Source organism: Ensifer sp. ENS11, from assembly GCF_014851895.1.
Lineage (GTDB): Bacteria > Pseudomonadota > Alphaproteobacteria > Rhizobiales > Rhizobiaceae > Ensifer > Ensifer canadensis.
Genome location: NZ_JACVAN010000017.1, coordinates 1 through 24,972 on the forward strand (window position 1 = coordinate 1; position 24,972 = coordinate 24,972).

Annotated in this window: 23 protein-coding genes; 5 read left to right on the top strand and 18 right to left on the bottom strand. The window is 60.3% G+C overall.

Going from position 1 to position 24,972, the window contains the following annotated elements:
- Positions 1–74: 74 nt before the first annotated feature.
- Positions 75–2,156: a ComEC/Rec2 family competence protein gene (locus tag IB264_RS25205; protein WP_375154986.1), complete on the bottom strand. Its 2,082-nt coding sequence runs from the start codon at positions 2,154–2,156 to the stop codon at positions 75–77.
- A gap of 344 nt (positions 2,157–2,500) precedes the next feature.
- Between IB264_RS25205 and gltA the strand changes: the two genes are divergently transcribed.
- Positions 2,501–3,790 carry a citrate synthase gene (gene gltA, locus IB264_RS25210; RefSeq protein ID WP_025426831.1) on the top strand — a complete coding sequence of 430 codons (1,290 nt, stop codon included), beginning with the start codon at positions 2,501–2,503 and terminating at the stop codon, positions 3,788–3,790.
- A 35-nt stretch (positions 3,791–3,825) separates the two neighbouring features.
- Here gltA and lpxB read toward each other — a convergent pair whose 3' ends face one another.
- From lpxB to IB264_RS25280, 14 genes are all read right to left on the bottom strand, one after another.
- Entirely contained in the window at positions 3,826–5,010 is a 1,185-nt protein-coding gene (gene lpxB, locus IB264_RS25215; protein ID WP_057205058.1) for a lipid-A-disaccharide synthase, read from the bottom strand.
- Positions 5,007–5,894, bottom strand: coding sequence for an LpxI family protein (locus tag IB264_RS25220; protein ID WP_025426829.1), 888 nt, complete (start codon positions 5,892–5,894; stop codon positions 5,007–5,009). Before IB264_RS25220 ends, lpxB begins: the two co-directional genes overlap by 4 nt.
- 5 nt (positions 5,895–5,899) lie before the next feature.
- On the bottom strand, positions 5,900–6,709 hold the full coding sequence (gene lpxA, locus IB264_RS25225) for an acyl-ACP--UDP-N-acetylglucosamine O-acyltransferase (RefSeq protein ID WP_025426828.1): 810 nt from the start codon (positions 6,707–6,709) through the stop codon (positions 5,900–5,902).
- A gap of 2 nt (positions 6,710–6,711) precedes the next feature.
- Positions 6,712–7,176: a 3-hydroxyacyl-ACP dehydratase FabZ gene (fabZ, locus tag IB264_RS25230; RefSeq protein WP_025426827.1), complete on the bottom strand. Its 465-nt coding sequence runs from the start codon at positions 7,174–7,176 to the stop codon at positions 6,712–6,714.
- Complete coding sequence (gene lpxD, locus IB264_RS25235; protein ID WP_025426826.1) at positions 7,169–8,233, bottom strand: UDP-3-O-(3-hydroxymyristoyl)glucosamine N-acyltransferase; 1,065 nt, start codon at positions 8,231–8,233, stop codon at positions 7,169–7,171. Before lpxD ends, fabZ begins: the two co-directional genes overlap by 8 nt.
- Before the next feature lie 48 nt (positions 8,234–8,281).
- Positions 8,282–10,615: an outer membrane protein assembly factor BamA gene (gene bamA / locus IB264_RS25240; protein ID WP_025426825.1), complete on the bottom strand. Its 2,334-nt coding sequence runs from the start codon at positions 10,613–10,615 to the stop codon at positions 8,282–8,284.
- 250 nt (positions 10,616–10,865) lie between these two features.
- Positions 10,866–11,999, bottom strand: coding sequence for an RIP metalloprotease RseP (rseP, locus tag IB264_RS25245; protein ID WP_025426824.1), 1,134 nt, complete (start codon positions 11,997–11,999; stop codon positions 10,866–10,868).
- A gap of 27 nt (positions 12,000–12,026) precedes the next feature.
- Complete coding sequence (locus IB264_RS25250; RefSeq protein WP_025426823.1) at positions 12,027–12,860, bottom strand: phosphatidate cytidylyltransferase; 834 nt, start codon at positions 12,858–12,860, stop codon at positions 12,027–12,029.
- Positions 12,861–13,604, bottom strand: coding sequence for an isoprenyl transferase (locus tag IB264_RS25255; protein ID WP_025426822.1), 744 nt, complete (start codon positions 13,602–13,604; stop codon positions 12,861–12,863).
- A 37-nt stretch (positions 13,605–13,641) separates the two neighbouring features.
- Complete coding sequence (gene frr / locus IB264_RS25260) at positions 13,642–14,202, bottom strand: ribosome recycling factor (protein ID WP_025426821.1); 561 nt, start codon at positions 14,200–14,202, stop codon at positions 13,642–13,644.
- Positions 14,203–14,254: 52 nt separating this feature from the next.
- Positions 14,255–14,977 carry a UMP kinase gene (pyrH, locus tag IB264_RS25265; protein WP_025426820.1) on the bottom strand — a complete coding sequence of 241 codons (723 nt, stop codon included), beginning with the start codon at positions 14,975–14,977 and terminating at the stop codon, positions 14,255–14,257.
- A 191-nt stretch (positions 14,978–15,168) separates the two neighbouring features.
- Positions 15,169–16,092, bottom strand: a complete 924-nt coding sequence (tsf, locus tag IB264_RS25270; RefSeq protein ID WP_025426819.1) for a translation elongation factor Ts — start codon at positions 16,090–16,092, stop codon at positions 15,169–15,171.
- Between the two features lie 256 nt (positions 16,093–16,348).
- A complete protein-coding gene (gene rpsB, locus IB264_RS25275; protein WP_038576045.1) occupies positions 16,349–17,116 on the bottom strand; it encodes a 30S ribosomal protein S2 in 768 nt (255 codons plus the stop codon).
- A 180-nt stretch (positions 17,117–17,296) separates the two neighbouring features.
- Complete coding sequence (locus tag IB264_RS25280; RefSeq protein ID WP_025426817.1) at positions 17,297–18,124, bottom strand: cell envelope integrity EipB family protein; 828 nt, start codon at positions 18,122–18,124, stop codon at positions 17,297–17,299.
- A 144-nt stretch (positions 18,125–18,268) separates the two neighbouring features.
- Here IB264_RS25280 and IB264_RS25285 point away from each other — a divergent pair, with 144 nt between their 5' ends.
- From IB264_RS25285 to IB264_RS25300, 4 genes are read left to right on the top strand one after another with little or no spacing between them, the layout of a single operon-like run.
- A complete protein-coding gene (locus IB264_RS25285; protein WP_025426816.1) occupies positions 18,269–18,736 on the top strand; it encodes a RidA family protein in 468 nt (155 codons plus the stop codon).
- Between the two features lie 13 nt (positions 18,737–18,749).
- Entirely contained in the window at positions 18,750–19,475 is a 726-nt protein-coding gene (locus tag IB264_RS25290) for a glycerophosphodiester phosphodiesterase (protein WP_057205061.1), read from the top strand.
- A 4-nt stretch (positions 19,476–19,479) separates the two neighbouring features.
- Positions 19,480–20,667, top strand: a complete 1,188-nt coding sequence (locus tag IB264_RS25295) for a GNAT family N-acetyltransferase (RefSeq protein WP_025426814.1) — start codon at positions 19,480–19,482, stop codon at positions 20,665–20,667.
- 43 nt (positions 20,668–20,710) lie between these two features.
- Positions 20,711–21,130 carry an HIT family protein gene (locus IB264_RS25300; protein WP_025426813.1) on the top strand — a complete coding sequence of 140 codons (420 nt, stop codon included), beginning with the start codon at positions 20,711–20,713 and terminating at the stop codon, positions 21,128–21,130.
- A 156-nt stretch (positions 21,131–21,286) separates the two neighbouring features.
- Here the strand turns inward: IB264_RS25300 and IB264_RS25305 are convergent, their stop codons facing one another.
- The 3 genes from IB264_RS25305 to clpA form a co-directional block, all read right to left on the bottom strand.
- Positions 21,287–21,631 carry an AzlD domain-containing protein gene (locus IB264_RS25305; protein ID WP_038576042.1) on the bottom strand — a complete coding sequence of 115 codons (345 nt, stop codon included), beginning with the start codon at positions 21,629–21,631 and terminating at the stop codon, positions 21,287–21,289.
- Entirely contained in the window at positions 21,628–22,365 is a 738-nt protein-coding gene (locus tag IB264_RS25310; RefSeq protein WP_025426811.1) for an AzlC family ABC transporter permease, read from the bottom strand. The genes IB264_RS25305 and IB264_RS25310 overlap by 4 nt, the downstream gene beginning before the upstream one ends.
- Positions 22,366–22,448: 83 nt before the next feature.
- Positions 22,449–24,968: an ATP-dependent Clp protease ATP-binding subunit ClpA gene (gene clpA, locus IB264_RS25315; protein WP_025426810.1), complete on the bottom strand. Its 2,520-nt coding sequence runs from the start codon at positions 24,966–24,968 to the stop codon at positions 22,449–22,451.
- Positions 24,969–24,972: the final 4 nt, after the last annotated feature.

Sequence of the window (24,972 nt, forward strand, 5' to 3'; positions counted from 1 at the left end):
CAAAATGAACGCCTTTTGGGCGTCCGAAAAATTAGATGCTTTCATCACTTCCGCTCCTGTTCCCAGCCGGGAATCTAGCGCGGAAAACTCCAATCAAAAACGGTCCAGTTTTTGGGGATCAGAGCACTCGTTTGCGCCTTCGCGGGCCGTAGCTTCGCCTCGGGATAAAGACCATCAGCGACCGCCCCTTGCGCGGGCATCGGAGCGACGTGGGCGTCGACCGCCAATGCCCGCTGCCATTGAGAGAAAAGGAAGTCGGAGGGACGATCCCGGTTCGTCGCAATGGCGGCGTCGGTGACCAATCCGACGAGGCGCCCATCTTCCGATACCACGATCGCCGGCAATTGCCTGTCTTCGAACGCGAGGCACACGAGTCCGGAAAACAGCAGCACGGCTCCGAGCCCTGCCAGCCAAGTTCGCAACACACACAGAATAACGCCGCCGGCAGCGATAAGAACGAATGCCAGCGGCCCGACGCGGCCGGTCAGAAACTCGCCGTCGAGCGACGTGACGAAGCGGGCGATCACCAGCATACCGTCAAGGCCCCAAGCCATGACGGCGAGCGGGTACTGCTCGAGACCGAAAGGCGTCAACACCATGGCGAAGAGGCCGAACGGCATGATCACAATGCTGATCAGTGGCGCTGCGAGAATATTGGCGAGCAACCCATAGGCCGGCAGTCGCTGGAAATAGGCGGCAGAGTAAACCGCGGTTGCAAGTCCGCCGATCAATGAGGTCGCAACCACGCCGATAACGAAACCCGTGACGAGCCGCCTGCCCCACCAACGCCCGGCGACTGCCGGCTCTTCTGCTTCCGCACGCTCGCGCCAGCGCGCATAGCCAGCAACCAACGCCAGCGTGGCGGCGAACGACATCTGGAAGCCCGGCCCCGCAACGGCAGATGGCGTGATCACGATGATGACAATCGCAGCCAGCGCGATATTTCTCAGGCTGATCGACATGCGGTCGAAGAAGACCGCAACCAGCATGTTCGAAATCATGATCCAGGCGCGGACGGCGGATACGGCTCCACCGGAAATCAAGATGTAAAGGAAGACCATTGCCAGAGCGCCCGCAGCGGCAACCTTCTTGATCGCCACGCGCTGCGCCAACCCGGGAACCGCACTCAAGACGGTACGCGCTCCGATTAGAAACGTACCTGCCGCAAGCACCATGTTGAGACCGGAGATCGCCAAAACGTGCGCCAAGCCCGCCTGTCGCAGCATCTCGACGGTGTCGCGACCAATCGCCCTTTCTTCCGCCGTCACCAGGGCTGCAGCGAGCGCACCAGTGTCGCCACCGACTGCCGTGCGGATCCGCTCGCCGACCGTTTCGCGTAGCGCGGCCAGATACTCCGCCATCCGCATCCAAAACGAGCGGTCCGCCACCGTCGCAGCACCGTCGGCTATCGGGCTAAGTGGCGCACCATAGAAGTAACCGACGGCGCCGATCTGCCGGAAAAAAGAATCGAATGCGAAGTCGTTGAGGCCTGGCAACGCAGGGCCGGAAGGCGGCGAAAGACGCGCCCTGCCCTCGATCGCTGCCCCGATCGCCAACGGCGCGTGCGGGCTGCGCGACAGCACCATGGCCTTCAACGGCGCACGGCGCAACGTCGGCTTCGTGGTTTGCTCGATGACAATTCCGTAGCGCCAGTGGTCCCGATCATTCTTCTCGCGCGAAAATACCTTGCCGCGCAGGTTCGTCGTTACCGGTCCATCGAGAACGATCGTGTCGATGCGCGATGCCTCGATCGCCGCAAGCATCATTCCCGCCGTGAACAGCCCCGCTGCGATCCTCGGCGCACGCAGGGCGCGCACACGGAGGTTGCACAGCAAGGCGGCTATTCCGAAAACGCAAAGCAGCAGTGCAAGTTTGATGAGTCCGAGGTCATAGGGCAGCGAGAGCCACGTCAGCACGCCGGCGGCTAACAGGACGGGGACAAGCACCAATCCGTGGCCGAAGGCCGATTCTTCTTCGACCGCTTCGCGCCAGTGTGCGGCAATCGCCTCTGGTCGGAGGCGTGCGTGCGCGAGCGCGGCGCAAGATTTGACAAGGCGAAAAACGAGGTTGCCGCGTGCATTCGCAGGCGTTGCAGACATGCTCCCGATCGAAACCGAAGCGGGTGGTGCCGGAGCGACACGATCTGCGTCCTGCATCAAAGACCGGACTTCGATCTCGCTCATCGTACGGTACCACTCCCCTAAGACGGTAGAGGTCGATCATGCAACCAACATCACCCAACCGCAACCTGAACGTCATCTGCCGAAAAAAGCGGCAAACCTATATGGAATGGTACCGCATCATTATCCTGACAGTTATTGATCCGGTTGGACATATTGCTCTAACGTGCGATTATTGCGTCGCCATATGCACATTTTCGCATCGCACAATTTGCCTTTCGTACAGCTTGGCAGCCGAAAATAAATCATATAGCAAATTCGCAACGTTCATTTTCGTGGCATGGTCTCTGTGCCACGTTGCCATAAGACGGAGGGTCCCCATGACAGAAAAAAGCGCGGTCGTAACATTCGATGGAAAGTCGGCGGAGCTACCAGTGCGATCGGGGTCCATCGGTCCTGATGTGGTCGATATCGGCTCGCTCTACAAGCAGACCAAGATGTTCACCTACGACCCGGGCTTTACGTCGACGGCGTCGTGCGAATCCAAGATCACCTATATCGACGGTGACGAAGGCGTGCTCCTGCACCGCGGCTACCCGATCGAACAGCTCGCAGAACATGGCGACTTCCTCGAAGTCTGCTATCTCCTGCTTTACGGCGAACTGCCGACGAAGGCGCAGAAGGCTGACTTCGACTACCGCGTCACACACCACACCATGGTGCATGAGCAGATGTCGCGCTTCTTCACCGGCTTCCGTCGCGATGCCCACCCGATGGCCGTCATGTGCGGTTGCGTCGGCGCCCTGTCGGCCTTCTATCACGACTCGACCGACATCACCGATCCGCACCAGCGCATGGTCGCTTCGCTGCGCATGATCGCCAAGATGCCGACGATCGCCGCGATGGCCTACAAGTACCATATCGGCCAGCCGTTCGTTTATCCGAAGAACGATCTAGACTACGCCTCGAACTTCCTGCGCATGTGCTTTGCCGTGCCTTGCGAGGAATATGTAGTGAACCCGGTGTTGTCGCGCGCCATGGATCGCATCTTCATCCTGCATGCCGACCACGAGCAGAATGCTTCGACCTCGACCGTGCGCCTTGCCGGTTCGTCAGGTGCCAATCCCTTTGCCTGCATCGCCGCTGGCATCGCCTGCCTCTGGGGCCCGGCCCACGGCGGCGCGAACGAAGCTGCGCTCAACATGCTGGCCGAAATCGGCACGGCTGACCGCATTCCGGAATACATCGCCAAGGCCAAGGACAAGAATGATCCGTTCCGCCTGATGGGCTTCGGCCACCGCGTCTACAAGAACTACGATCCGCGCGCCAAGATCATGCAGAAGACCACGCATGAAGTGCTTGCAGAACTCGGCCACAAGGACGATCCCCTCCTCGAAGTGGCGATGGAACTCGAACGTATCGCGCTCACCGACGAGTACTTCGTCGAGAAGAAGCTCTACCCGAACATCGACTTCTACTCCGGCATCACGCTGAAGGCGCTGGGCTTCCCCACCACCATGTTCACCGTGCTGTTCGCGCTTGCGCGCACCGTCGGCTGGATCGCCCAGTGGAACGAAATGATCGAAGATCCGGAACAGCGCATCGGCCGCCCGCGCCAGCTCTATGTCGGCGCTCCGCAGCGTGACTACGTGCCGGTCTCCAAGCGTTAACGCCAAACGGAAATCAGGAAATGAGAAAAGCCCGGTCAGAGATGACCGGGCTTTCGATTTTGCAGATAGGAGAGGACGATCTCGGCGCCCAATTCGCCCGGCGGTCTGCTTGTCGCCATGCGCTGCTGTACCAGCGCGTAGCCGTCGAGCATCGACGCGCGCTGGGCCGTCGGCCCGGACAGCCGCTCGACCCAGCGGGTCAAGGCGCCCGGACGAATGCTCTGGTTGAAATACTCCGGCACGATCGGGAAATCGGCGATGAGATTGGGAAGCGCCCCGCTCCAGATGCGGATGCGGTTGTGCAGCAACCGCACAAGCCAGTCGGCATCATAGGTAGAAACGACGGGAACGCCGGCTAGCGCAAGCTCTAGGATGACCGTTCCCGACGCGGCGATTGCCGCATCCGCCTTGTCGAAGGCAGCCCATTTCTCGGTGGCTCCCACCAATATTTCCGGCTGAACCGTCCAACCGGCCGTGATCTCGCGCACCAGTTTTTCCTGGCGCGGAACCGTCGGCAACAGCAAGCGGACGCCGGAATGCCGGCGAGCGAGTTCCTCGGTCATCTGCCTGAAGATCGGTAGCAGCCGCTTGATTTCGCTTGAACGCGATCCCGGCAGAAGCAGGCAGGTGGAAACCGCGCTACCATTGACGTCGTTCAGTCTTTCGCGTCGGCTGGCGCGGACGGCAAGCACATTGGCATCCGAGGCAAGCCGATGGCCGATATAGGTCGTCGGCGGCCCCTCAAGCTTGCGCATGGTCTCGGGCTCGAACGGCAGCACCGCCAGAACATGATCGACATAGCTGCGCATGCGCGGCGCGCGTTCCGGCTTCCAGGCCCATACGCTCGGGCAGACATAGTTGATGACAGGCAGATCCGGCAGCGCGTCGCGAACGCGACGCGCGACACGATGGGTGAAATCCGGACTATCGATGATCAGCAAGGCATCGGGGCGCGCAGCAATAATGGCATTCGCCGTCTGGCGGATGCGCAGAATCAACTTTGGCAGACGCGCGAGCACTTGCGAGAAGCCCATGATCGAAAGTTCGGAATAATCGAACAGCGATTCCAGGCCTTCGCCCTCAAGACCGTCGCCGCCAACGCCGACAAGCTCGACATCACGCCCGCATTGTGCACGCAGTGCCCGCACCAGATCTGCGCCAAGAAGATCGCCCGATACCTCGCCGGCAATGACCGCCAGCTTGTAGCCTTGTCCGCTCATGCTTTTCCCCGGTGACCGCTCCGCTCGACACCAATGACAAACAGCCCCGCGCGGTTGGCAGCTTCGATCACCTCCGCGCGCTCGAGCACCAGGGCGCGACCGGCCTCGACAGCAATTCCGGCAAGCCCGGCCGCGACAGCGCCAGCGACGGTCGATGGTCCGATCGATGGCAGATCCGCACGCAAGTCCTGCCCCGGCTTACAAAGCTTGACCAGAACGCCACGCCGACGCGCCGAGACGCGTCCTTCCGTCTTGAGTGTCGCCACCCGCTCGAGCATCGCATCGGTGCCCTCGGCGCCCTCCAGGGCAACCACGCGACCACCGACAGCGATGGCGCCCTGCCCCACGTCGAGTTCGCCAAGCGCGTTGGCGGCAGCGATGCCGGCCTCAACGTCGCGTCTGTCATCGTCCGATGGGGCGATAGCGCCAATCGGCCCTGGATCCGCCAGAAGGTTCGGAACCACCTCATGCACGCCGATCACGTGGGCGCCGCTTGCTTCGATGAGTTGCATCGCCATGCGCAAGACAGCGTCATCGCCGCCAGACACCAGCGTCTTCAAAACGCTCGGTATTCTGGCAAGCGTTTTCAGCGTCGGGCGAATGTCGCGCCATTCCGGTCTACGACGGACCCAGCCCGAAAGCACAACGCGGTCGATGCGTTGTTCTTTGAATGTGCGGCTGATGCCGGAGAAATCGCCGATGGCGAGCACGGAGTGATCGAAACCGACCCAATCGCTCTCTTCCGCTTCGCGCGAGAGCGCGATCACAAATGGATCTTCTCCACGGGCACGAACGGCCTCGGCCACATGATGCGGCAGCGCTCCGCCGCCGGCGATGATCGCGAGCCGGCCGCCAGTTGCTGCGCGGCTCGCCGTGGCCGACATCACGGTCAGGCCTTGCCGCGACTTGGTGAAGACAGTGCCCTGTCGCTTTCGGCTGCGATGAAATCGAGGATTTCGACAACAGGCGCACAGTCGGCATAATCAGCGCGAATGGCGGCGGCATTGGCGCGAACTGATTCTGGGCCCTCGAAGATCTGCTTGTAGGCGCGGCGAACCACGTGGATCGTTGCACGCTCAATGCCCGCCCGGGTCATGCCCACAACGTTCAGCCCGCTCAGGACACCGGGATTGCCGTTGAGCATGCCATAGGGAATGACGTCGTAGCTTACGGCGGAGAGGCCGCCGATGAACGCCTGACGACCGATGCGCGTGAATTGGTGCACGGCACAGCCGCCGCCAAGGATAGCGCGGTCCTCGATCGTCACATGGCCGGCCAACAACACGTTGTTCGACATGATGATGTTGCTGCCGAGGCGGCAATCATGCGCCACATGCGAATAGGCGAGGAACAGATTGTTATTGCCGACGATCGTCGCACCGCCATATTCGACGGTTCCCGCATTCATCGTGACACCTTCGCGGATCGTGCAGTTGTCGCCGATCTGCAAAATGGTGTCGACAGTGCTGTGATGCACGCTTTGCGAATCTCCGCCAATGACGGCATTCGGGAAAATCTTGGTGCCCTTGCCGACCGTCGTGCGGCCGGCGACAACGACGTGGCTCATCAGTTCCATGTCGTCTCCGAGAACGACTTTCGGCCCGATGTAGCAAAACGGGCCGATTTTGACGTTCTCACCGATGACCGCGCCATCTTCGATGATCGAGGACGGGTGGATCTTCGCTGTTGATGCAATCATGTTTAAGCGTCTTCCGTGCTGACTATCATCGCGCCGATATCAGCTTCCGCGACAAGTTGCCCGTCAACTTTTGCGTCACAATGAAACTTCCAGATATTGCCGCGCTGTTTCTGCTTCACGACATGAAACTCAACACGATCACCCGGAACAACCGGCTTGCGGAAGCGCGCATTGTCGATGGTCATGAAGTAGACGAGGTTGGTACCCGAAGCAGTCTTGCGCGCGCAGATCGCGCCCGCCGTCTGCGCCATGCCCTCGATCAGCAGGACGCCCGGCATGATCGGCTTCTCCGGAAAATGGCCGGTAAAGTGCGGCTCATTTGCCGAGACGTTCTTGATGCCGATCGCCGAATTGTCGCCGTCGATCTCGATGATCCGGTCGACGAGCAGGAAGGGATAACGATGCGGAAGAAGCTTCAGGATCTCCTGAATATCAGCCGTACCCAGAACCGTTGCCGCCTCACTCATTCGTGCCATCCTTCTTTTTCTGTCTGTCACTTGCGCGCAAGGCCATTTCGGCGACATCGCGCAGGAAATCGCGCATGGGGCGCGCTGGAATACCGCCATAGCGTTCGCCCGCAGGGACGTCGCTTGCAACGCCGCTCATGGCAGCGATCTGAACGCCGTCACCCACAGTGATGTGGCCGTTGACGCCGCTACCGCCGCCGATCATCACGCCGTCACCAATCCTGGTGCTGCCGGCGATGCCGACCTGACTGACGATGCCGCAATAACGGCCGATGCGGACGTTGTGGCCGATCTGTACAAGGTTGTCGATCTTCGTGCCTTCGCCGATGACGGTGTCGTCCATGGTGCCACGATCGATCGTCGTGTTCGCGCCGATCTCGACATGATCCTGAATGATCACACGTCCGACCTGAACGATCTTGATCATTCCACCCTTGGGGCCCGGCGCGTAGCCGAACCCATCCTGGCCGATCCGGGCACCTGGGTGAATGATGACACTGTTGCCGACAAGAGCGCAGAGAACGCTTGCGCCCGCCGCGATCGTGCAGTCTCGGCCAATGCGAACGCCCGGCCCTATGACGACACCTGCGGCAATTCTCGTTCCGCTACCAATTTCGGCGCCGGCCCCAACGACTGCCATCGGCTCGATCTCCACGCCCTCTTCAAGGCGTGCCGTCGGGTCAACGAAGGCGGCCGGCGACACACCGGCAAGGCTGGTATTGCGCGCCGGGCGCATGGCAGCCTCGTGCAAGAGTGTACCTGCCAGCGCGAAGGCCGTATGCGGCCGCGCAGTCAAGAGAACGGGAATGTGAGACGGTACGAGTGGGGCGATCGTCTTGTCGCAGATAATCGCGGAAGCCTGGCAGCTTTCCAGCTCAGCACGGTACTTGCGCGAAAGCATGTAACAGACGTCACCGGGCTTTGCCCGATTGACAGGTGCTACCGAGTGGATAGCGCGATCTGCCACCGCGCCATCCGTCAGATCCGCCCCAATTTGGTTCGCCAGGTCACCCAGACGAATCCCTTGATGGGGCGGAAAAAACCAATTCTGTTCCATGGACACTCCAGAACGATCTACTTTTGGCAGTTCTGGACTGCTTCTTTATCAGAACGACGAGGAAATACCGAACTTCAGATTCTGAACCCGGTCGAAATCTTCCTTCGCGATCGGCCAAGCGTAGTCGACACGCAGCGGACCGAACGGCGACGCCCAGATCAGGCCGAGACCGACCGATGCACGCAGCGAGGAGTCGTTACCCAGTACCGTTTCACTGGGCAGCGTAGCGACCTTATTGCTGTAGAGCGTACCTGCATCGGCGAAGATTGCGCCGCGGAAGCCGCTGTCACGCGGGATGCCAGGCAGCGGAAACGTTGCTTCGGCCGACGCCGTGAAATAGGTGGTGCCACCAAGCGCATCGCCTGTTGCCTGATCACGCGGGCCGACCCCGTTGCGCTCGAAGCCACGAATATCGTTGCTGCCCAGTTGGAACTGGTCAAAGACCTGAAGATCGCTACCGGTCTCGAAGATATGACCCGCACCGCCGGCAAGCGAAGCAATAATATCCGCCTCATCGTTCACCGTGTAATACCACTTGGCCTTACCGGTGATCTTGTAGAAATCAGAGTCGCCACCGAGGCCGGCGAACTCCTGCGTAAACGTCGCCAGAATGCCATCGTGCGGCAGTTGCGCATCATCGAGCGTGTTGTAAGTGATCGATTGCGATACCGACGAACGGACCCAGTTTCCGCCTTCAACCGCTCGGACGTAAGGCGAAGACAGATCTGCAATATTACCGCTATAGTCAAACGTCGTGAAGTTATACCGCAGCGTGGTCGACAGGTTCTCTGTGATCGGCGCCGCTATGCGCAGGCTGAAACCCTGGTCTTCATAGCTGTAGTCTTCGTCGTCGAAGTCGTTTTCGTTCTTGAAGACGTCGAAGCCGGCAGCCAGACGATAGCCAAGGAAATACGGCTCGGTGAACGAAACGTTGTAGGTCCGACTCTCTTCGCCGCGACCTGCCGCGACGCGAATGTACTGACCGCGACCCAGGAAGTTCTTTTCCTCGATCGAGGCTTCGACGAGGAAGCCGCCACCGCTGCCAGCGGAGTAGCCGGCACCGATACCGAACGAACCGGTCGACTGATCCTGTACGTCAACGATAACCACGACGCGGTCTGCCGCACTGCCAGGTGCCGTCGAGATATTGACGGTCGAGAAGTAACCGAGAGCCTCAAGGCGACGCTTGGCGCGCGCAACCATTTCCTGATTGAAGGCATCGCCTTCACCCATATCGAACTCGCGGCGAATGACGTAGTCGCGAGTTCGGGTGTTGCCGCGAATTTCGATACGCTCGACGTAGGCGCGCTCGCCCTGATCGACGAGATAGTCGACGGCAATCGTATGATTGCTGAGGTCGCGGTTACCGCGCGGCGTCACGCGGGCAAACGGGTAGCCAGCCGAAGCGACGCGCCTCGAGATCTCGCTCATCGTTTCCTGAATGTCCCTGGCCTTGTAGACCGAGCCTTCGCGGCTAAGCACGACGCCCTTCAGCGATTCGGCATCCACACCTTCAACCGTCGATTCGACAGTCACTGCACCAAAGTCGTAGCGCGGACCTTCTTCAACGGTGATCGTCACGGTGTATTCGTTGGTCGCCTCATTAAGAGAAGACTCGGACGAAACGACCTGGAAGTCGGCATAACCGCGGTTGTAGTAGAACTGACGCAGCAACTCTTCGTCAGCGCGCAGCTTGTCCGGGTTGTAGACGTCCTTGCGGGTCAGGAACGAGAAGATACCTGATTCCTTCGTCGCAATGATGGATTGCAGACGACCATCGCTATAGGCTTCGTTGCCGACAAAATTGATCTGCGCAATCTTGGTGCGCTCGCCTTCGTTGATGACGAAAGCAAGATTGACGCGACCTTCAGCGATCGGGACGACCTGGGTCGTCACAGTGACATCACTGCGACCGATCGCAGCATAGGCGTCCTTGATCGACTGGATATCCGTTTCGACCGTCGCCTGGCTGTAGGGTCCGAGCGGCTGCGTGCGGACGGCGAGCTGAAGTTTGTCGTCCTTGATCTTGCGGTTGCCGTTGAAGACGACCTGGTTGACCAGTTGGTTCTCGCTGACGGTGACGACAAGCGTGCCGCCAGCGACATTGATGCTGACATCGGAGAAATAGCCTGTCGCGTAAAGGCGCTTCACGGAAGCATCGATATCGGCGTTGCTGAAGCTCTTGCCAGGGACAATCGTGATGTTCGCACGAACCGTTTCAGCGCTGACGCGCGTGGCTCCGCGGACTTCAACACGACTAATGGTCGCGGCCTCTGCGACGGAAGCGCCTGCGAGCAATCCAACACCAGCGCCAGAAACCACCATACTCGTGGACAGCGCAAACGCCGACACCGCGTTCAAAAACCTTGAACCAGCTTTCATGTTCAAATCTTACCTTTTCCCAACGTCGCGCGGCAATTTCGTGCCGACTCCGGTCACGGTTGCCGTTTTACCCGCTTTTCCCATACAAGCAAGTCAGCTCGTTAATTTCTGTTTACTTCAATTCGAACCGTGGCTTAACGGCCACTACAGATTCGAGTTATCGTAAACAAATCCTTGCTGGACAAGCCATTGAAATCCAATCGTTCACAGTATCGGTCGTCGTCCGCCTCAGATGCTCGCCGGCCGAACGCTAGCCGAAGAACATCGAAATGTCGTTCCAGGTCGCAAAAACCATGAGCATCAGCACCATGGCAAAGCCGATCCGATAAGCGACGTCCTGCGCAGCAGCTCCAACCGGCTTTCCGCGCAAGGCCTCAACCGCATAGAACATCAGGTGGCCGCCATCAAGCACCGGAACCGGCATGAGGTTAAGCAATCCTATGGAAACTGACAGGACGGCTGCAAGCTGCAGCACGGCAGCCACACCCAGTGTCGCCATTTGGCCCGAGGCCTGAGCGACACGGATCGGACCACCAAGCTGATCCGCCTTCATACGTCCCGTAACGAGGTTCGCCAGATAGTCGAACGTGCCGGTGACAATGTGCCAGCTCTGAAGCGCCCCCTGCCCTATGGCTTCGATCGGACCGTAAGTCACCAGTCGGAAATTGCCCGCATCCTGATCGGTGACGATACCGATGATTCCGACCTCCATCTTGTTGCCGAACTGGTCCGATATCTCGGTTCGCTCAGGCACCATCGGAAGATCCAGGAATGAACCGTCCCGCTGGATCCGGATCTTGATTTCCAGTTCAGGTCGCACGCTGACATAGCGGCGAACGTCGTCGAAGGTCGCGACCGGCGTTCCGTCGATGGCGATCAACCTATCGCGCGGAAGAATGCCTGCCTTGGCGGCAGCACTGTTCTCTTTCACCTGGGCAACGACCGGGTCCGCAACCGAACGCCCATAAACGGCGAAGAGAACGGCAAAAATGGCGATGGCAAGGATGAAGTTGGCGATCGGACCGGCCGCAACGGTCGCGGCACGCTTCCACAGCTTGGCGCCCAGGAAGGTTCGTGACCGTTCCTCAGGCGAGATCGCCTCCAGCCGCTTGTAATCGGGCGTACTGGCCGCATCCTCGTCGCCATAGAACTTGACGTAGCCGCCCAGCGGTATTGCACAGAACTTCCACCTCGTGCCGTGTTTATCGGTCCACCCGAGCAGTTCCGGCCCGAAGCCGACCGAAAAAGCCAGGATACGAATGCCCGACCACCGGCCGACGAGGTAGTGTCCCATTTCATGCACGAAGACCAAAAGGGTCAGCACCAACAGGAAGGGTACGATGTAGCCGGTCACGAATTGCAGGCCAACAAGCAGATATGTCATGAACTTTCCTTAAGCCTGCCACCAGCATCACAGGCCGAGCAAGACCGAACCAAAGGCGATCTGACGCCCATCGCTGAGGACATACTGTATCAGCACCAGGACCAGCGTAGCGATGCAGGCAAAGACCAATCCGTCGACCCGATCCATGACCCCGCCATGCCCAGGAATGAGATGGCTCGAATCCTTGACGCCGAATCGGCGCTTTATGAAGGATTCGAAGAGGTCTCCGATCTGGCTCGCGACGGAGAGAACCAGCGCCACAGCCGGGACACGCAGATCTTGCAGCGGAAAATATGCCATAAAAACGGCAATGCCGGCCACAACGCCGGAAATCGTCCCGCCAATGGCGCCCGACCAGGTCTTGCCGGGCGAAATGCGCGGCGCGAGCTTGGGGCCTCCGATCGCCCGACCGACGAAATAGGCAAGAATATCGGTTCCCCAAACGACGGCGAAGACGAACAAGGTCGCGATCAGGCCGGGTTGGTCAACCCCGCGCAGGGCCGCCAGCGAGATGCCGGTCAATCCTGCGTAGACGATGCCGCCGGGCAACCACCAGCTGCCTTTCTTGAGCGATACCCAAAGCACTGCGATAACGACAGCAATGAGCAAGGCCGGCAGACTGTAGCCGATATATCCGAGAAGAATGAGAGCGGCGATTATCGCCAGCGACAGCCAACCGAAGGCATTGCCTTGAAAATCGCGCTCCGGCAGCCCGGTAATCGTCGACCACTCGTAGTAAACGAGCAGTGCGATCAGGACCGAAAGAAGCTGGAAGGCCAAGCCGCCGAACCAGGTCGCACCGAGTGCGACCGCCGCGAGCACCACTCCCGAGGCGATGCGAAGCTTGAGTTCTGTTTGCATTTACGAACCAACCGCTAACGTCGGCTGCGCCAGACCGCCGAAGCGACGCTCGCGGCAGGCGAATTTCTCGAGCGCAGACAGAAACGTCTCACGCGTGAAGTCTGGCCAAAGCTCCGGAACGAACAGCAGTTCGGAATAGGCTCCCTGCCAAAGAAGAAAGTTTGAAAGCCGTTCTTCGCCGCTGGTGCGAATAATGAGATCCGGATCGGGAATGCCGGCCGTATCGAGCGAAGCGGCGATGCGCTCAGGCGTTATGTCCTCTGGCCGCAGACGGCCTTCGGCAACTTCAGTTGCCAGGCGGCGCATGGCGCGCGTCATCTCGTCACGCGCACCATAGTTGAAGGCGATCACCAGCGTAATGCCGGTATTCCCGCTCGTCGTCTCCTCAGCCTCGATCAGCAGGGGCAGGATGTCGCCGCGCAGGTTCGATCGCTCCCCGATGACGCGGATGCGAACGTTCTCGCGGTGCAGGTCGGCAAGGTCGCGACGAATGAAGGCCTTGAGCAAGCCCATCAGATCCGTCACTTCGGCCTGCGGCCTGTTCCAGTTTTCGGACGAGAAGGCAAACAGCGTGAGGTAACGGATCCCCGCTTCAGCCGCCGTCTTCACCGCGTCACGAACCGCTTCAACACCCTTGCGGTGTCCCATCGTGCGCGGCAGACCGCGCGCATTCGCCCAGCGCCCGTTGCCATCCATGATGATGGCAACGTGTTCCGGAACGGTGATCGGGATGAGATTTTGCATAAGGCGTCCGCGAAAGGAGACTCAGATCAAGAGCAGATCAGACCTGCATGATTTCCTTTTCCTTATCGACGAGCAAGCGGTCGATATCGGAAATCGTTTCATCGGTCATCTTTTGCACCCGCTCAGACTGAGCACGGCTAATATCCTGTCCGATGTCGCCATCCTTTTCGGCTTTTTTCAGGTCGTCCATACCATCGCGCCGAACATGGCGGACCGCGACCTTGGCCTTCTCGGCATAGTCGTGCGCCACCTTGACCAGCGACTTGCGGCGCTCCTCGTTGAGTTCAGGCAGCGGGATGCGCAGGTTCTGGCCGTCGATGATCGGGTTCAGGCCGAGGTTCGATTCGCGGATGCCACGGTCGACAGCGCCGACCATCTGCTTGTCCCATACCGAAACGGACAGCATGCGCGGTTCCGGCACGGTGATGTTTGCCACCTGATTGAGCGGAACACGCGAGCCGTAGGCTTCAACGGTTACCGGATCGAGAACATTCGCCGACGCGCGGCCGGTGCGCAGCGACGCGATATCGCTCTTGAATGCGGAGATAGCGCCGTCCATGCGACGCTTCAGTTCCTTCAGGTCTACACCTTCACTCATGGCTGGAAACTCCCGTTCTGTCTTTCATCGGCCGATAGCCGTCTTGCAGCTCTTAATTGTCGGTAACGATGGTGGCGCGGCCGCCACCCGTCAATATTTCAGCGAAGCCACCCTTCTCGTGGATCGAGAAGACGACGATCGGAATGGCGTTCTCGCGTGCGAGCGCCACCGCTGCCACGTCCATGACCGCGAGGCCCTTTTCCAGGACTGCGCTGTGGGTCAGGCGGTCGAAGCGTGTGGCCGTCGGATCCTTCTTCGGATCAGCGGAATAAATGCCGTCGACCTGCGTGCCCTTGAAGATCGCCTGTGCGCCCATTTCGGCGGCGCGCAAGGCAGCGGCAGAATCGGTCGTGAAGAACGGATTGCCCGTGCCGCCTGCAAAGATCACAACGCGTCCGAGCGACAGATGATAAAGCGTTGCGCGCTGCGAGAAGCTCTCGCAGATTTCCGGCATTGCGATTGCCGAGAGCACCACCGTGTCGATGTCGAGCTTGCGCAGAGACGTCGCCAGCGCCAGCGCGTTGATGACGGTCGCCAGCATGCCCATATGGTCGCCAGTTACCCGGTCGCCGCCCTTGGAGGCAACGGCCACGCCGCGGAAGATGTTGCCGCCGCCAACGACGACGCCCACTTCGACGCCCATGGCGCGTGCTTCGGCAATGTCGGCGGCAATGCGGTCGGCAACCGCCACATCGATACCGAAGCCCTGGCTTCCCATCAGGGCTTCACCGGAGGCTTTGAGTAGAACACGCTTGTAGATTGGCTCGGCCGACATCATCGCTCCTGAACAGATCGGTACGCGGGCGCACAAAACGGCGCGCTGCGTATAAGGACATATTGCGCTACCCGGTTTCAACCGCTGCGGAGCTTTTTCCGGCGGGTCCGGCGCATTGACGAAGCCGGATACACGAAGGGCACCGCGTTGTCACGCGATGCCCCAAGGTTTTCCAAACAAGGGTGAAGAAATCAGCCCTTGGCGACAGCCGCAACTTCGGCTGCGAAGTCCGATTCTTCCTTCTCGACGCCTTCGCCGAGCAGAAGGCGCGCCATGCCGGTCACTTCGATCGGTGCGCCAGCGAGCTTTTCAGCGTCCTTGACGGCCTGACCGACGGTGATTTCCGGGTTCATGACGAAGGCCTGCGACAGCAGGGCGACTTCTTCGAAGAACTTGCGCATACGGCCTTCGACCATCTTTTCGATGATGTTGTCCGGCTTGCCCGAAGCGCGCGACTGTTCGATGAACACGTTGCGCTCGCGCTCGGCGACAGCGGCGTCGACTTCGTCGGCGCGGATTGCCAGCGGGTTGGTGGCAGCAATGTGCATGGCGACCTGACGACCGACCGAGAACAGAACTTCCTTGTCGCCAACCGACTTCAGCGCAACGAGAACGCCGAGCTTGCCGATGCCGTCGCCGGCAGCGTTGTGGATGTAGGTGGCAACGACGCCATCTTCGACCTTGAGCAAGGCTGCGCGGCGAAGCGTCATGTTCTCGCCGATCGTGGCAATCGCGTCCTTGATCGTCTCGTCGACCGACTTGCCGGTTGCCGGGTAGTTGGCATTGGCAATGGCTTCGACAGAACCGTCGGTGCCGAGCGCGACGTTGGCAACGCCACGAACGAGTTCCTGGAAGGCTTCGTTGCGGGCAACGAAGTCGGTCTCCGAGTTGACTTCGACGACAACGGCCTTGACGCCGCCGCTGACAATACCGATGAGGCCTTCAGCAGCCGTGCGGCCCGACTTCTTGTCGGCCTTGGCGATGCCCTTGGCACGCAGCCAGTCGATCGCAGCTTCCATGTCGCCGTTGGTTTCGGCGAGCGCCTTCTTGCAATCCATCATGCCTGCGCCGGTCTTTTCGCGCAGTTCCTTCACCATTGCTGCAGTTACACTCATCTTTTTGCCTCTTTGTCTGTTTGGCTGGCGCGCTGCCCGCAAGTGGCGCGGCACCAGGAGGTGTGGCAGGGGAATGGCTTGCGTATGTGACACCGTGATGAACGCGCCCACCGCGATGATATCCGGGGCGCGGATCGCCGGCCCAAGCCGCTTCATCCCTCGCTGAAAAGAACAAGGCCGTTCAGACTTTTCATCACAAACGGCCTCGCCCCGACATTAGATTGGTGCGGCGGTTCATGCCCGCCGCGCCTTCCGATCAGGCTTCGGAGGCTTCGTCGAGCGCCGGCTCGATCATAGCTTCAGCCGATGCGCCGAGATCGCGGCCCGATGCGCCCTGCTGACGGGCAATGCCGTCGATGGCTGCACGAGCGATGAGATCGCAGTAAAGAGCGATCGCACGCGAGGCGTCGTCATTGCCCGGGATCGGGTAGTCGATCTGGTCCGGATCGCAGTTGGAGTCGATAACGGCAACAACCGGGATGCCAAGACGCTTGGCTTCGTCGATTGCAATCGATTCCTTGTTGGTGTCGATGATGAACATCAGGTCCGGCGTGCCGCCCATGTCGCGGATACCGCCGAGAGCGCGGTTGAGCTTTTCGCGTTCGCGCTCGAGGTTCAGGCGCTCCTTCTTCGTGAAGCCCGAAGCTTCCGAAGCGAGGATTTCGTCGAGCTTGCGCAGGCGCTGGATCGAGTTCGAAATCGTCTTCCAGTTGGTCATCATGCCGCCGAGCCAGCGAGCATTGACGTAGTACTGGGCCGAACGCTTGGCGGCGTCAGCAATGATTTCCGAAGCCTGGCGCTTGGTGCCGACGAACAGAACGCGGCCGCCGTTGGCGACGGTGTCGCTTACGATCTGCAGGGCGCGCGACAGCATCGGAACCGTCTGTGCGAGGTCGATGATGTGAACGTTGTTACGATCGCCGAAGATGTAGGGCTTCATCTTCGGGTTCCAGCGATGCGTCTGGTGGCCGAAGTGAACACCAGCTTCAAGCAGCTGGCGCATGCTAAAATCAGGCAATGCCATGCCTTTTCTCCTTTTCCGGTTGAACCTCCGCGAGACGTCGAGCTCATCTTTCGAAAAGCCCACCGGCGGAACGATCCGGATTTCTCCCGGAACATCCCATGCCTCACGTGTGGAATGGGCAGCCCCTTAGCGGCTACTGCCCGACAAATCAAGACTTGAAGTCTGTTTTTGTCATATCGACTACTTGCATTCCTCCGATTTGAAGACTTCGAGGTCGGCAAGCTTGCCGCTCAGCACGAAGTCGCCGTAATCCATCGTCAGGTCGCGGGTGATGCCGTTTTCGTAGAGTTTGAACGACATGCGGTAGATCGGCAGCGCGTCGCTGCTGTTGTCGTCGTTGAAATAGGAAATGGTGACCGGCCAATAATTCTCGGCGCCGAGCTTGCCGGCCTTGCCTGCATCCGGCTCATCGGGCGCCGGTTTACGCGACTTGCCGACGAAGGTCGAGGTGATCAGCGTCTTGTCGCCCGAATCGGAACCATCGAAGATCCGTGCCTCGAAAAAGCTCTCGCCCTTCTTGGCACGATCGATGACTTCGACCATGTGCTGGGTCGGAAACCGGCTTGCAGCCAGCTCGACCTCGCGCTTGTCCGGCGCGGTCAGCTCGACCTTGACGCCGGTCTTGTCGTCATGGGCCGTGCCGCGCACCTCCTTGTCGAGCTTTTCGTCGGTGAAGGAGCGGGTCAGAAAGCGGAAGTTGCCCGACTTCAGATCCTCATAGGTGGTCGTCTGCTGGTCGGTCATGCGCGTTTCTTCGCCGGTATTCACCTGCGTCACGAAACGGAAGCTGACCGTATACCCCTCGCAGGCCGATCCGTTGAACTCGTAGACCATGCGGCCGTACATGCCGGAGATACCCGAGCGGTCGGAAGCGTCTTTGAGTTCGAGATCGTAGACCGCCCGATGTGGCACGAGGACACTGGCGCTTGCCGTACCGACGCCCGAAACCGTCATCACCGCGAAGCAGGCGCTGCCTAAACTGGCGAGACCGAAGCCTTTACGAAACATCCGTTTCCTCCTGTTGGACTCGCCGGCAATGCTATAAACAAGCTTTCGGCAGAAGCGAGGCGTCACCACATTTAAATGCCGCATCCCGCTGCGATCCGGTCTGAATGCCGGATTTTAACACAAAAGACAACAACGGAGCTTTCCATGTCCGCAGAGATCGAAACGCGCCTCAAGGACCTCGGCGTCACCCTTCCCCAGGCTGCAGCCCCGGCGGCGAACTATGTGCCCTACGTCATCAGCGGCTCGATGCTCTACATCTCCGGACAGCTGCCAATGGAAGGCGGAAAGATCGCCGTTACCGGCCATGTGGGCAAGGACGTTGACGTCGCGGGCGCCCAGCGCGCCGCCGAACTCTGCGCGATCAACATTCTGGCACAAGCCAAATCCGCACTTGGCGGCGACCTCGGCCGCATCCGCCGGCTGGTCAAGATCAACGGCTTCGTTGCCTCGACACCAGAGTTCATCGAACAGCATCTCGTCCTCAACGGCGCATCCAACCTGCTTGCAAACGTCCTTGGCGACGCCGGCAAGCACGCGCGCGCTGCCGTCGGCATGGCCGCCCTGCCCTTCAATGCCGCCGTCGAGATCGACGCGGTCATCGAGATCGCGTGATCGGGTGCCGGGCATGACAGATATTTCCTGGCTGAAAGCTCAACCGATCGCCCATCGCGGCTATCACGACATGAACAAGCAAGTCTGGGAAAACACGCTTTCGGCGTTTTCCCGCGCTGTTGATGCCGGCTTTGCGATCGAATGCGACCTGCAATACACCGCCGACAGCGTGCCGGTCGTCTTCCACGACGACGACACCGAGCGGCTGTGCGGCATCAAGGGTGACGTGCGATCGAGGACGGCCGGCGAGCTCGGCCTGATGTCCATCGGCGGAACGAAGGACAGGGTGCCAACGCTGTCGCAAATGCTTCGGCTCGTCAAAGGGCGCGTGCCGCTCATCATCGAGCTCAAGGGACGCAAGGACGACGACGAGGGGTTTGCCGCCGCCGTCCTGGAAACGCTCGAAGGCTACAAAGGCCATGTCGCCCTCATGAGCTTCGACCATTGGTTGCTCAAGGATCTGAAAGCGCTCGATGCACCCTATCCGCTCGGGTTGACCGCCGAGGGGGCAAGGCCGGAGACCTTCTTCGTGCATGAAGAGGCCATGCAACTCGGCCTCGACTTCATCTCCTACCACTACGGCCATCTGCCGAACTCGTTCATCACCAAGGAACGTACGCTCGGCCGAACGATCATCACCTGGACCGTTCGCGACAGGCAGGCTGAAGAATATACCTACGCCAACGCCGATCAGATGACCTTCGAGGGTTTCGACCCGCGGGAGGCATTGATTTCCTGAGCTCATGTCCGACGCCGTCACCATCCGCATAGAGCAATCCTTCTCCGAGATACCGGCGGCGCGCTGGAACATGCTTTCCGGCGCGGCGAAGGGACGAGACGGGGCGGTCTACAACCCGTTCGTCTCGCACGCCTATCTCTCGGCGCTGGAGGAATCGGGCTCGGCCACGGCCAAAAGCGGCTGGCTCGGCCAACACCTGCTGTTGGAGGGCGCTGACGGAGAGCTTCTTGGGGCGCTCGTCTGCTATCTGAAAAACCATAGCCAGGGCGAATATGTCTTCGACCACGGCTGGGCGGATGCGTTCGAGCGCGCCGGCGGTCGTTATTACCCCAAACTTCAAGGCTCCATTCCCTTCACGCCCGCAACCGGACCGAGGCTCCTGACGGTTTCGGGCCAAGACGGCTCGCCCGTACAGGACGGGCTTGCGGCAGGTCTGAAGGAGCTTGCACGGCGGCATGACGCCTCATCGGCGCATGTGACCTTCGTCCCGGATGCCGAGATGCCGGTATTCGAACGGGCAGGTTTCCTGCATCGAACCGACCAGCAGTTCCATTTCCTGAACGAAGGCTATGGCACGCACGGCGAATTCCTGGAAACGCTGGCATCCAGAAAGCGCAAGGCCCTGAAGAAGGAGCGTCGCGCCGCACTCGAAAACGGCATCACGATCGACTGGTTGACCGGCAGCGATCTGACGGAAGCAATCTGGGACCAGTTCTTCACGTTCTACATGGACACCGGCGACCGCAAATGGGGGCGCCCCTATCTCACCCGCGCCTTCTATTCGCTGATCGGCGAGCGCATGGCGGACGACATTGTGCTGGTGATGGCACGGCGCAACGGCCGCTATATCGCAGGCGCGATCAACTTCATCGGCGGCGACGCGCTCTATGGCCGCCACTGGGGCTGCATCGAGGAGCACCCCTTCCTGCATTTCGAAGTCTGCTATCACCAGGCCATCGATTTCGCCATCGCAAAGTGCCTCAAACGCGTGGAAGCCGGCGCGCAGGGCGAGCACAAGCTCGCCCGCGGCTACATGCCGGTCACGACGCATTCAGCGCACTACATCAGCCATCCCGGCCTCGCCCGGGCGGTCTCGGACTATCTCGTTCGCGAACGAAGGGATGTGGAAGAGACGGCTGAGTTTCTTGCCGAACACGGCCCTTTCCGCAAAGGTGAGCGCCAGGACGATTGAACCGCTCTCGGCGCTGGCCGGATCCAATCTACGAGGAAATACAATGAGCGTTTACGACACCAACAACATCTTCGCGAAGATCCTGCGGGGCGAGATCCCGTCGCACCGGGTCTACGAGGACGATGCGACGATCGCCTTCATGGATGTGATGCCGCAGGCTGAAGGCCACATACTGGTCGTCCCCAAAGCCGCTTCCCGCAATCTGCTGGATGCCGACGCTACGAGCCTGCCGGCACTGATCACCGCCGTTCAGAAAATCGCCGTCGCAGCCAAGGAAGCCTTCGACGCCGACGGCGTGACGATCATGCAGTTCAACGAGGCTCCTGCCGGCCAGTCCGTCTTCCACCTGCACTTCCACGTTATCCCGCGGCGCGACGGAATTCCGCTGAAGCCGCATTCCGGCACGATGGAAGATGGCGCGGTATTGGCCGCCAACGCCGAGAAAGTGCGCCAGGCACTTTAAATGCGAATCTGACGGTCGCACCAGCGGCCGTCACCGGCTGCGTATTGAGCCCCTAAAGTATGTCCCGCAAAAGTGTTCAGCGGTTTTGCGATAACGACATACGCAAAAACAAAAGCTTAAAGCGCATCAAGTGAATCTGAAAGATCGCGACGCACTTTAGAAGCCCAGCCACCATAGGCCTGCAGCCAACGTTGCGATCGTTGTTGCTATGCCGATTGCCGGTTTGCGGCCAAGCAGGAAGAATGCCGTTGCCCCTATCGCGACGGCTCCCAGACGCAGCCATAACGGCGATTGCTCAAGAACGCCTGTCGGATAGAGTATGAGCTTGGCAATGACGGCTGCGACGAGCGCAGTCGCCACCGCCCTCACCCAGTTCAATGCCTCGGAATCGTCGCGCAGCCGGTTTCCGGCGATAACACCCAGCCAGCGCCAGATGTCGGTCGCGAGCCAGCCGGCGATCGCGATGAAGGCGTAGGCCCACCAACCGTCCTGCCAGGTCATGCGCCGATCTCCCGGCGACGGCGCCAGAGCCCTTCCACCGCCCAGGCCAGCGTGCCGCCGCCAACGCCTGCGAGCAGGATGTCAAATTCAGGGGCGAGCCAATAGAACAGCGGACTGGCGATAAGACCGAAGAGCAGCGCGATGTAGACCACCGGATGACGTGCCGAATGCCAGATCGAAGCCAGGAAGTAGATCGGCGTCAGGAAGAACAGGCAGCCGGCGACAATCGGCGGAAAATCGGCGACAAAGTGATAGACGATGGCGACCAACACCATGTTGGCGACGACGAGCGTGATGCCAAAGCCGGCGAAGAAGGCAACGCGCTTCTCGCGTGGCACCGCCTGCACCTTTTCCATGGCAAAGACCCAGGCGGTGATCGCGACAAAGTGCGACAAGAACAGCAGTAGCCATGTCGGCGTTTTCGCTGTGCGCAGCTCCGGAATGAGTGCTGCAACCATCGGCATCAACCGGACAGACGAAAGCGACACAGCGAGGAAAGCAGCCGCGAGACTGGCACCGCTCATCATCGAACTGACGAGAATGACCTTGGCCGGCAGTGCCCACACCATGCCGGTCATGAAAACGACCTGCTCCGGCGGAATTCCAGCCTGAGCCGTCAGGGAACAGAAGCCGACGAAGGACAGCATCAGGATAAAGGCCGGAAGGCTGAACAGGCCACGCATCCCAGTCAGAAACCAGACGACCGACGACTGGTCGTTTTCATCACTCTTCATCAGTCATTCCGGGATTGTTTTCATTCAGAGAAACGCTGCCGGATGAGACCATCCGGCAGCGCCAAACATCATGCCCGATCGGGCTACTTCTTGCGTGGCACCTTCGGCACCGTCTTGCCCTTTCGTGGGCTCGCCTCGCCGGCAGCCTTACCGTCGTCGTCCGAAGACGACTTGGTTGCTACCTTCTTCGGCTTGGCCTTCGGTGCCGGTTCAGCGCCGACGGCTTCCTTTTCCTCGGCCTTCTTCGGTTTGGCGCTCTTCATCGCGGGGCGGGTCACTTCCGCCTTCGGCCTGATTGGCGCCGTTTCCGGAACGGCATCAAGCAGCAACCCCTTGGTTCCGTCGGCCTTCGTGCCGATCGTCACGCGCAGTACGCCGCCCTTCTTCAACTTGCCGAACAGAATCTCGTCGGCGAGCGGTTTCTTGATGTGCTCCTGGATGACGCGGGCGAGCGGCCGCGCACCCATCTTCTCGTCGTAGCCCTTCTCGGCAAGCCACGCGATGGCATCGGGCGCCAGATCGAACGTGACGTTGCGTTCGGCCAACTGGGTTTCCAGCTGCATGACGAACTTCTGCACGACCTGATGGATAACCGGCGTCGGCAGCGATGCGAACGGGATGACCGCATCGAGACGGTTGCGGAACTCGGGCGTGAACAGGCGGTTCAACGCTTCTTCGTCCTCGCCGGTGCGCTTGGACGACCCGAAGCCGATAGCGGCCCGTGCCATTTCCGAAGCGCCCGCATTGGTCGTCATGATCAGGATGACGTTACGGAAGTCGATCTTCTTGCCGTTGTGATCCGTGAGCGAGCCATGGTCCATGACCTGCAGCAGGATGTTGAACAGGTCTGGATGCGCCTTCTCGATTTCGTCAAGCAGCAGCACGCAATGCGGATGCTGGTCGACGCCATCGGTCAGAAGGCCGCCCTGGTCGAAGCCGACATAGCCGGGAGGTGCACCGAGCAGACGCGATACGGTGTGCCGCTCCATGTATTCCGACATATCGAAACGTAGGAGCTCGACGCCGAGCGACGTCGCAAGCTGCTTGGCGACTTCGGTCTTGCCGACGCCGGTCGGACCGGAGAAGACGTAGCAGCCGATCGGCTTGTTCGGTTCACGCAGGCCCGCGCGGGCGAGCTTGATCGACGAGGCAAGCGCCTCGATCGCCAGATCCTGGCCGTAGACGACGGAACGCAGTTCCTTCTCGAGGTTGGCCAGCACCGCCTCGTCGTCCTTGGAGACGGTCTTCGGCGGAATGCGGGCCATTGTCGCGACGGTGGCTTCGATCTCCCGCTCGGTGATCAGCTTGCGGCGCTTGCTGACCGGCAGCAACATCTGGGCTGCACCGGATTCGTCGATCACGTCGATCGCCTTGTCCGGCAGCTTGCGGTCGTTGATGTAGCGGGCCGAAAGCTCGACCGCCGCCTTGATCGCCTCGTTCGAGTATTTCAGATGATGATAATCCTCGAAGTAGGGCTTCAGGCCTTTCATGATCTCGATGGTATCGGCGATCGTCGGCTCGTTGACGTCGATCTTCTGGAAGCGGCGCACCAGCGCGCGGTCCTTTTCGAAGAACTGCCGGTATTCCTTGTAGGTGGTCGACCCGATGCAGCGGATCGCGCCCGACGAAAGCGCAGGCTTCAACAGGTTCGACGCATCCATAGCGCCGCCTGAGGTGGCGCCGGCACCGATGACCGTATGGATTTCATCGATGAACAGCACCGCACCCGGGTAGTCCTCGAGTTCCTTGACGACCTGCTTCAGGCGCTCTTCGAAATCGCCGCGATAGCGCGTTCCGGCCAGCAGCGTGCCCATGTCGAGCGAAAAGATCGTCGCGTCCTGGAGCGCCTCCGGCACCTTCTTTTCGATGATGCGCTTGGCAAGGCCCTCGGCGATCGCCGTCTTGCCGACGCCGGGGTCGCCGACATAGAGCGGGTTGTTCTTCGAACGGCGGCAGAGAACCTGGATCGTGCGGTTGACCTCGGCGTGGCGGCCGATCAGAGGATCGATCTTGCCGGACTTCGCCTTTTCGTTGAGATTGACGCAATAGGCCGTCAGGGCATCCTGCTGCTTTTTGGCGCTTGCCTCTTCGTTTTCGCGTGCAGGCTTCTGCTCGGATTCGTGTTCCTCAGCTCCGCGCACCGGACGTGCCTCGGAGCTTCCCGGCCGTTTGCCGATACCGTGCGAGATGAAGTTGACCGCGTCGTAGCGCGTCATCTCCTGCTCCTGCAGGAAATAGGCGGCATGGCTCTCGCGCTCGGCGAAGATGGCAACGAGAACGTTCGCCCCCGTCACTTCCTCGCGTCCGGACGATTGGACATGAATGACGGCGCGCTGGATGACGCGCTGGAAACCGGCGGTCGGCTTCGAATCCTCGTCATAGCCGGTGATCAGGTTCGACAATTCGTTGTCGACATAATCTGTCACGGTCTTGCGCAGCGTCTCGAGATTGACGTTGCACGCGCCCATCACGGCCGCTGCGTCGGCATCGTCGATCAATGCCAGAAGCAGATGCTCAAGCGTCGCATATTCGTGGTGGCGCTCGTTGGCAAAAGTCAGTGCCTGGTGCAGCGCCTTTTCGAGGCTGGGCGAAAATGTTGGCACGTTA

What these genes read in the sequence shown, in the direction of transcription:
- IB264_RS25205 (WP_375154986.1), bottom strand. Translation starts at nt 2,156, where the DNA reads ATGCAGGACGCAGATCGTGTCGCTCCGGCACCACCCGCTTCGGTTTCG.
- gltA (WP_025426831.1), top strand. Translation starts at nt 2,501, where the DNA reads ATGACAGAAAAAAGCGCGGTCGTAACATTCGATGGAAAGTCGGCGGAG.
- lpxB (WP_057205058.1), bottom strand. Translation starts at nt 5,010, where the DNA reads ATGAGCGGACAAGGCTACAAGCTGGCGGTCATTGCCGGCGAGGTATCG.
- IB264_RS25220 (WP_025426829.1), bottom strand. Translation starts at nt 5,894, where the DNA reads ATGTCGGCCACGGCGAGCCGCGCAGCAACTGGCGGCCGGCTCGCGATC.
- lpxA (WP_025426828.1), bottom strand. Translation starts at nt 6,709, where the DNA reads ATGATTGCATCAACAGCGAAGATCCACCCGTCCTCGATCATCGAAGAT.
- fabZ (WP_025426827.1), bottom strand. Translation starts at nt 7,176, where the DNA reads ATGAGTGAGGCGGCAACGGTTCTGGGTACGGCTGATATTCAGGAGATC.
- lpxD (WP_025426826.1), bottom strand. Translation starts at nt 8,233, where the DNA reads ATGGAACAGAATTGGTTTTTTCCGCCCCATCAAGGGATTCGTCTGGGT.
- bamA (WP_025426825.1), bottom strand. Translation starts at nt 10,615, where the DNA reads ATGAAAGCTGGTTCAAGGTTTTTGAACGCGGTGTCGGCGTTTGCGCTG.
- rseP (WP_025426824.1), bottom strand. Translation starts at nt 11,999, where the DNA reads ATGACATATCTGCTTGTTGGCCTGCAATTCGTGACCGGCTACATCGTA.
- IB264_RS25250 (WP_025426823.1), bottom strand. Translation starts at nt 12,860, where the DNA reads ATGCAAACAGAACTCAAGCTTCGCATCGCCTCGGGAGTGGTGCTCGCG.
- IB264_RS25255 (WP_025426822.1), bottom strand. Translation starts at nt 13,604, where the DNA reads ATGCAAAATCTCATCCCGATCACCGTTCCGGAACACGTTGCCATCATC.
- frr (WP_025426821.1), bottom strand. Translation starts at nt 14,202, where the DNA reads ATGAGTGAAGGTGTAGACCTGAAGGAACTGAAGCGTCGCATGGACGGC.
- pyrH (WP_025426820.1), bottom strand. Translation starts at nt 14,977, where the DNA reads ATGTCGGCCGAGCCAATCTACAAGCGTGTTCTACTCAAAGCCTCCGGT.
- tsf (WP_025426819.1), bottom strand. Translation starts at nt 16,092, where the DNA reads ATGAGTGTAACTGCAGCAATGGTGAAGGAACTGCGCGAAAAGACCGGC.
- rpsB (WP_038576045.1), bottom strand. Translation starts at nt 17,116, where the DNA reads ATGGCATTGCCTGATTTTAGCATGCGCCAGCTGCTTGAAGCTGGTGTT.
- IB264_RS25280 (WP_025426817.1), bottom strand. Translation starts at nt 18,124, where the DNA reads ATGTTTCGTAAAGGCTTCGGTCTCGCCAGTTTAGGCAGCGCCTGCTTC.
- IB264_RS25285 (WP_025426816.1), top strand. Translation starts at nt 18,269, where the DNA reads ATGTCCGCAGAGATCGAAACGCGCCTCAAGGACCTCGGCGTCACCCTT.
- IB264_RS25290 (WP_057205061.1), top strand. Translation starts at nt 18,750, where the DNA reads ATGACAGATATTTCCTGGCTGAAAGCTCAACCGATCGCCCATCGCGGC.
- IB264_RS25295 (WP_025426814.1), top strand. Translation starts at nt 19,480, where the DNA reads ATGTCCGACGCCGTCACCATCCGCATAGAGCAATCCTTCTCCGAGATA.
- IB264_RS25300 (WP_025426813.1), top strand. Translation starts at nt 20,711, where the DNA reads ATGAGCGTTTACGACACCAACAACATCTTCGCGAAGATCCTGCGGGGC.
- IB264_RS25305 (WP_038576042.1), bottom strand. Translation starts at nt 21,631, where the DNA reads ATGACCTGGCAGGACGGTTGGTGGGCCTACGCCTTCATCGCGATCGCC.
- IB264_RS25310 (WP_025426811.1), bottom strand. Translation starts at nt 22,365, where the DNA reads ATGAAGAGTGATGAAAACGACCAGTCGTCGGTCGTCTGGTTTCTGACT.